8 protein-coding genes are annotated in these 5,706 nt (G+C 42.4%); 6 read left to right on the forward strand and 2 right to left on the reverse strand.

What is annotated here, in order from left to right:
• Positions 1-169 precede the first annotated feature (169 nt).
• The 4 genes from V7654_RS01930 (at position 170) to V7654_RS01945 (ending at position 2,555) form a co-directional block, all read left to right on the forward strand.
• Positions 170-859 carry a CoA transferase subunit A gene (locus tag V7654_RS01930; RefSeq protein WP_335428049.1) on the forward strand — a complete coding sequence of 230 codons (690 nt, stop codon included), beginning with the start codon at positions 170-172 and terminating at the stop codon, positions 857-859.
• A 29-nt stretch (positions 860-888) separates the two neighbouring features.
• Positions 889-1,557: a CoA transferase subunit B gene (locus V7654_RS01935; protein ID WP_335428051.1), complete on the forward strand. Its 669-nt coding sequence runs from the start codon at positions 889-891 to the stop codon at positions 1,555-1,557.
• Between the two features lie 213 nt (positions 1,558-1,770).
• On the forward strand, positions 1,771-2,022 hold the full coding sequence (locus V7654_RS01940) for a YqkE family protein (RefSeq protein WP_335428052.1): 252 nt from the start codon (positions 1,771-1,773) through the stop codon (positions 2,020-2,022).
• Entirely contained in the window at positions 2,019-2,555 is a 537-nt protein-coding gene (locus V7654_RS01945) for a GrpB family protein (protein WP_335428053.1), read from the forward strand. The genes V7654_RS01940 and V7654_RS01945 overlap by 4 nt, the downstream gene beginning before the upstream one ends.
• 123 nt (positions 2,556-2,678) lie before the next feature.
• Here the strand turns inward: V7654_RS01945 and V7654_RS01950 are convergent, their stop codons facing one another.
• Together V7654_RS01950 and mciZ are read right to left on the reverse strand one after the other, a co-directional pair.
• Positions 2,679-3,602: an aldo/keto reductase gene (locus V7654_RS01950; RefSeq protein ID WP_335428054.1), complete on the reverse strand. Its 924-nt coding sequence runs from the start codon at positions 3,600-3,602 to the stop codon at positions 2,679-2,681.
• 60 nt (positions 3,603-3,662) lie between these two features.
• Positions 3,663-3,809 carry a Z-ring formation inhibitor MciZ gene (gene mciZ, locus V7654_RS01955; protein WP_335428055.1) on the reverse strand — a complete coding sequence of 49 codons (147 nt, stop codon included), beginning with the start codon at positions 3,807-3,809 and terminating at the stop codon, positions 3,663-3,665.
• Positions 3,810-3,885: 76 nt separating this feature from the next.
• Here mciZ and V7654_RS01960 point away from each other — a divergent pair, with 76 nt between their 5' ends.
• Together V7654_RS01960 and V7654_RS01965 are read left to right on the forward strand one after the other, a co-directional pair.
• Complete coding sequence (locus tag V7654_RS01960; protein WP_335428056.1) at positions 3,886-4,437, forward strand: NUDIX hydrolase; 552 nt, start codon at positions 3,886-3,888, stop codon at positions 4,435-4,437.
• Entirely contained in the window at positions 4,438-5,604 is a 1,167-nt protein-coding gene (locus tag V7654_RS01965; RefSeq protein WP_335428057.1) for an endonuclease Q family protein, read from the forward strand.
• The last annotated feature ends 102 nt before the right edge of the window (positions 5,605-5,706 follow it).

Here is a 5,706-nt window from a genome sequence, read left to right on the forward strand (position 1 = left end):
TAATTCTTCCGCGGAAAGCGAAGCGCATGGAACGAAAATCAACAGCCTTGTTTAACGGAGCCTTTAAAAAGGAAATTTATCTTTTCGAATAAAATTAACTGTCTAACTCAGCGTTCGTCAGGACTGCTGACTAGGCTTATGCTTTTCGTATAAAAAGGAGGAACAACGAATGAAAAGAATTTGTACATCCTTTCAAGAAGCAGTAGCGGATATCCATGATGGAGCAACCTTGATGGTTGGCGGTTTTGGTCTGTGTGGCATTCCGGAAAACGTAATTTTGGCTCTGGTTGAAAAAGGGGTAAAAGATTTGACAGTCATCTCCAATAACTGTGGTGTAGATGATTGGGGGCTCGGATTGCTTCTCAAAAATAAACAGATTAAAAAAATGGTAGGTTCCTATGTAGGGGAAAATAAAGAGTTTGAAAGACAGGTATTGTCAGGAGAAATCGAAGTCGAGCTGATTCCACAGGGTACTCTTGCTGAAAAAATCAGGGCAGGAGGCGCAGGGATTCCTGCATTTTATACGCCTGCTGGGGTAGGAACTCCTATCGCTGAAGGAAAAGAAACAAGAATATTCAATGGAAAGGAATATCTTCTCGAAGAAGCACTGACCGCTGATTTCAGTATTGTCAGGGCATGGAAGGGCGATAGAATGGGCAACCTCGTTTACCATAAAACAGCCAGGAACTTCAACCCGATGATCGCTGCTGCTGGAAGAGTAACGATTGCCGAGGTAGAAAATCTCTATGAAGCTGGCGAATTAGATCCAAACTCTATCCATACTCCAAGCATTTATGTCCAGTCACTGATTGAAGGTAATCAGGAGAAAAGGATTGAAAGGCTGACAGTGAGAAGTTAAATCTGGCTGATCATGAAAGGAGAAGGCATATGATTAAAAACAAAGGAAATGTTCGTGAAAAAATTGCGCGCCGCGCTGAAAAAGAAATCGAGAACGGTTTTTATGTAAACCTTGGAATTGGGATGCCAACACTTGTTGCTAACTTCATTACCGAAGACAAGCAGGTTGTCCTGCAGTCTGAAAACGGTTTGCTCGGTATTGGACCGTATCCGACTGAAGAGAGTGTTGATCCTGACCTGATTAATGCAGGAAAAGAAACTGTAACAGCGATACCAGGTTCCGCATACTTTGACTCAGCAGAGTCATTTGCGATGATCCGCGGCGGCCATATCAATATTGCCATCCTCGGTGGAATGGAAGTCTCAGAATTAGGTGATCTGGCTAACTGGATGATTCCTGGGAAAATGATCAAGGGAATGGGCGGCGCAATGGATCTTGTCCATGGAGCACGTAAAATTATCGTCATCATGGAACATGTAAATAAAAATGGAGAAGCCAAGATTCTAAAAGATTGCAGTCTTCCATTGACAGGAAAAGGTGTGGTCAACCGCATCATTACCGATATGGCTGTAATTGATGTAACACCATTCGGACTGAAGCTAATCGAAGTAGCCTCAGGTTATACTGTAGAAGATGTTATCAATTCAACGGAGCCTGAATTGCAGGTAGAAGAAACAGTCGTTTTAGATGCATATTAAACAAAGCAGGGACGTCTTCCAACAGGCGTTCCTTCTTTTTGCAAACAATTCACCAGCAAGAAGCTCAGATTTACTAGTAAGTAGCATAAATTCAACAATAAGAAGCAGCAATTCATAAGCTGAACATTAAAAAATGAAAGAGAACCACTCTTATTTAATTTGATAGAATTCGATGGTATAATTTTAAAAAAATGATGAACAGAGGGATTCAAAGTGAAGAAAAAGAAGCAAAACCGCCAGCAGCCAGTGAAAAAAGAGGATAAGCCAGCAACGCTGGGTGATCTGCTGAATCAGGATATCATGGAAAAGCTCAAAGCCCAGCAAAAGGATTTAAAGGAACAGGAAGAACAGAAAAAACAGGCTGAGATCCAGCGTAAAAAAGAAGAGCAGCGTCTAAGAGAAAAAAACAAGTCATTTGAAGAGCTGCTCTCAGAAAGTGAAATGGATTGGAAGAAATTCAAATGACAAGGAGAAGGGTGGAAGTAGTACCGTATCAAAGCGAATGGAAGAATCTTTTCGAAAAAGAGAGGCAGCTCCTTGCGAACATTTTTAAACCACTTGTTGTAGACATTCACCATATTGGCAGTACCTCAGTGAGAGGCCTCAGCGCTAAGCCAATCATAGACATTCTTCTGGCAGCTGACAAGCTGGCGGAAGTAGAAGAGGCAACACCACAAATTGAGGCTGCCGGGTACGAGGCTAAAGGTGAGAACGGCATCCCGGGCAGACGCTATTTTCAGAAGAGTGATGAAGATGGCGTCCGGAAAGTACATTTGCATGCCTACGAAAAAGACAATCCTGAACTGCATAGGCATTTGGTTTTCCGGGATTATTTGCGGGAGCATCCAAATGAGGCAAATAGGTACGCAGAGGTAAAGGAAAAGGCAGCCAAAAAGTTTGAATATGATATAGAGTCCTATATAGCAGAGAAGTCTCCAATCGTGAAGGAATTAGAGCAAAAAGCACTGCAATGGAACCCGAGTCCCCCTTATAACTGAAGTAAAAGCAAAAAGGAACACTCACGCAATTTTTAGCGAAAGTGTTCCTCATAACGAAAAGTATAAGATGGGTCCTATCAAATACCTATTCCATTCAAATTTCCTCACATAATAAATATCCTTCTATCTATGCTGGTCGTACTTGCTAGCTTTTGTTAAGGACCTGATCAGCTCAATTTCTTCCTCAGTCAAAGGCTGGCTATTGGCAGCTCTTGCATTTTCCTTTATTTGTTCAGGAGAGCTAGCGCCAGCCACGACAGATGCAACTGCCGGCTGTGCCAGATTATATTGGATAGCAACATCAGCTAAAGATCTGGAGGAAGCCAGTTTTTCTTTTAACGCAGGCAGCATCTCCTGTAATTCATCGAAGCTGTAATCCAGATAGCCGTTCTTCTTGATGGATTGAGATGCTTTATCTAGCATAGAGTCACTAAGCAGTCCTTTGGCGACAGTTCCTCTTGTGACAACGCTGATACGATTTTCCTGAAGCAACGGAATAGCTTCTTCCTCAGCACGACGATCAAGGATGCTATACTGCATCATCACAGACACAATATTAGATTTATCAATGTATTCTCGGATAACATTTGGCCTGATCGATGAAATCCCATAATGCCTGATAAAGCCCTCAGTTTTCAGTTCTTCAAAAGACTCAATCGTTTGCTCGATATTATCATTAATTGTTCCGCCATGCAGCTGGTAGATGTCAATATAGTCAGTGTTTAACCGTTTTAAGCTCTGCTTAACGGCTTCTTTGATGTGCTCTTTGGAAGGATCCCACGTCCAGCTGTCTTTTGCTTCCGTCCATCGGTTTCCAGCCTTGGTTGCGATGATGACTTGATCCCGTACATTTTTTAATGCTTTTCCAACGATTTCTTCATTTTCTCCAAAGTCATATAAGTCTGCTGTGTCAAAATAATTTATGCCTTCTTCGAGTGCAGCGTTAATGACTGATTCTGCTCTAAGCTGGTCTGTGCCAAGTGACATGCATCCAAGACCAATTTCGCTTACATACAAATCGGATGTCCCTAATTGACGTTTTTTCATAAAATCACTCCGTTCCTACAGGCTGGTTCTATTTTAGCGAAAGGAAGGGAGTGGGTTCAACTAATCAGGATGGCGGGCGGTTTTATTGACTGTATTCACCCAGTCCTTAACAAATTTGTGCTGCCTGCTGTATTCCTTCAGTTTGCGCTTAATTTCCCAGGCCTTACCTGCAAGGGTAATGCCATGATCATGAACGTAAATCTTCATCTGCATACTCCTTTCAGTTAAATATGATAAAATGTATGAGCATTTGATATCGGATTAGAACAGGAGTGAAGGAATAATGAGACCGCTTGAAGAGAAAACATTGAAAACGGAGCAGATTTTTACTGGAAGAGTGATCAGCCTGCAGGTTGACGACGTAGAACTGCCGAATGGAAACGTTTCTAAAAGAGAAATCGTCAAGCATCCTGGGGCAGTGGCGGTAATTCCTGTAACAGCTGAAAATAAAATCGTGATGGTAGAGCAATATCGCAAGGCATTAGAAAAGACGATCATCGAAATTCCTGCAGGAAAGCTTGAAAAGGGTGAAAAACCAGAAATATGTGCTGCCCGTGAGCTTGAAGAAGAAACAGGATATGAGTGCGTAAACATGGAATGGCTTATTTCGTTCTATACATCTCCAGGCTTTGCGGACGAGATCATTCATGTATATAAAGCAACAGGACTATCGCAAAAAGAAAACGCTGCGACTACTGATGAAGATGAATTCGTCAATCTTGTAGAGGTTACCCTTGAAGAGGCGATCCAGTTGATAAAAGATCAAAAAATATATGACGCGAAAACGGCTTATGCAGTCCAATATTTGCAGTTGCAAGAAGCGTTAGGTAAATAGATGCGGGAATACTTTGTCGATCTTCATATCCATATCGGGAGAACGAAATCAGGGAGAGCGGTTAAAATAACTGGTGCGAAGTCCCTTACATTCAGCAATATCATCAGCCATGCGCGGGACCATAAGGGACTCAATATGATTGGCATTATTGACAGCCACTCGCCAGAGGTTCTGGGAGAAATGGAAGAATTGCTGATTGCAGGTGAATTGGAGGAGCACCCAGATGGCGGGTTAATGTACGGAGGGATGAGCATCATTCCTGGTTCAGAATTAGAGATTAATGATGAGGATACTCTTGGACCTATACATGTCTTATGTTATTTTCCATTTCTGAAAACAATGAGGGCATTCTCGGAATGGCTTTCTCAGCACTTGAAAAATATACATTTAAGCTCACAAAGAGTCTATATTTCTGGCAGGGAGCTGCAAGAAAAGGTGAAGTCCCTTGGAGGAATTTTCATCCCAGCCCACGTGTTTACTCCTTTTAAAAGTCTTTACGGCAAGGGTGTAAACAAATCTCTTACTGAAGTTCTTGACCCAGAGATGATTGATGGAATCGAACTTGGTTTAAGTGCTGATACCATGATGGCTGATCAGCTTTCAGAGCTTCACAGGTATTCCTTTGTGACCAATTCAGATGCCCATTCTCTAGCAAAAATCGCAAGAGAATATCAGAAAATCGAAATGGACCAGCCCTCATTTCGTGAGCTCAAATTGGCGTTGAAGCATGAAGAAGGCAGAAGCATTAAAGCAAATTATGGTCTCGACCCACAGCTAGGGAAATATCATCGCACAGTATGTGCCCAGTGTTTCACTCACAGTCATTCAAATGAGGATCATTGCAGCCAATGCGGTTCGTTGAAAAAGGTTAGGGGTGTTGCAGACAGGATTGCCGAATTGAAGTCGGAAGAAGTATTCAAAGGATACAGGCCGCCTTACATACATCAGGTGCCTCTGGAATTCATTCCTGGGCTCGGGCCGAAAATGCTTGAAAAACTTCTCGACCATTTCGGCACGGAGATGGCAATCCTTCATTCAGTGCCATTTGACTCTCTAAAAGAAGTCATACCAGAAAAGACTGCAGCGATCATAGAGAAAGCGCGCACAGGCCAGCTTGCCTTTCAAGCAGGCGGAGGTGGCAAGTACGGAAAGATAGCTGATAGATAAAATCCGGATATTCATTTCCGGATTTATTTTTTTTTGAAGGCTGTGTAAAAAAAAATTCAATGTTAATTTTTAGCACCTGTTGTTTGGAGCGGAGGGCACTCG

The sequence above is a fragment of the Bacillus sp. JJ1609 genome, assembly GCF_036967045.1.
Taxonomy (GTDB): domain Bacteria; phylum Bacillota; class Bacilli; order Bacillales; family Cytobacillaceae; genus Mesobacillus.

Bases quoted from the DNA above. Each gene is read 5' to 3' on its own strand.
- mciZ (WP_335428055.1), bottom strand. From the start codon at position 3,809: ATGAAGATTTACGTTCATGATCATGGCATTACCCTTGCAGGTAAGGCC.
- V7654_RS01960 (WP_335428056.1), top strand. From the start codon at position 3,886: ATGAGACCGCTTGAAGAGAAAACATTGAAAACGGAGCAGATTTTTACT.
- V7654_RS01935 (WP_335428051.1), top strand. From the start codon at position 889: ATGATTAAAAACAAAGGAAATGTTCGTGAAAAAATTGCGCGCCGCGCT.
- V7654_RS01950 (WP_335428054.1), bottom strand. From the start codon at position 3,602: ATGAAAAAACGTCAATTAGGGACATCCGATTTGTATGTAAGCGAAATT.
- V7654_RS01965 (WP_335428057.1), top strand. From the start codon at position 4,438: ATGCGGGAATACTTTGTCGATCTTCATATCCATATCGGGAGAACGAAA.
- V7654_RS01930 (WP_335428049.1), top strand. From the start codon at position 170: ATGAAAAGAATTTGTACATCCTTTCAAGAAGCAGTAGCGGATATCCAT.
- V7654_RS01945 (WP_335428053.1), top strand. From the start codon at position 2,019: ATGACAAGGAGAAGGGTGGAAGTAGTACCGTATCAAAGCGAATGGAAG.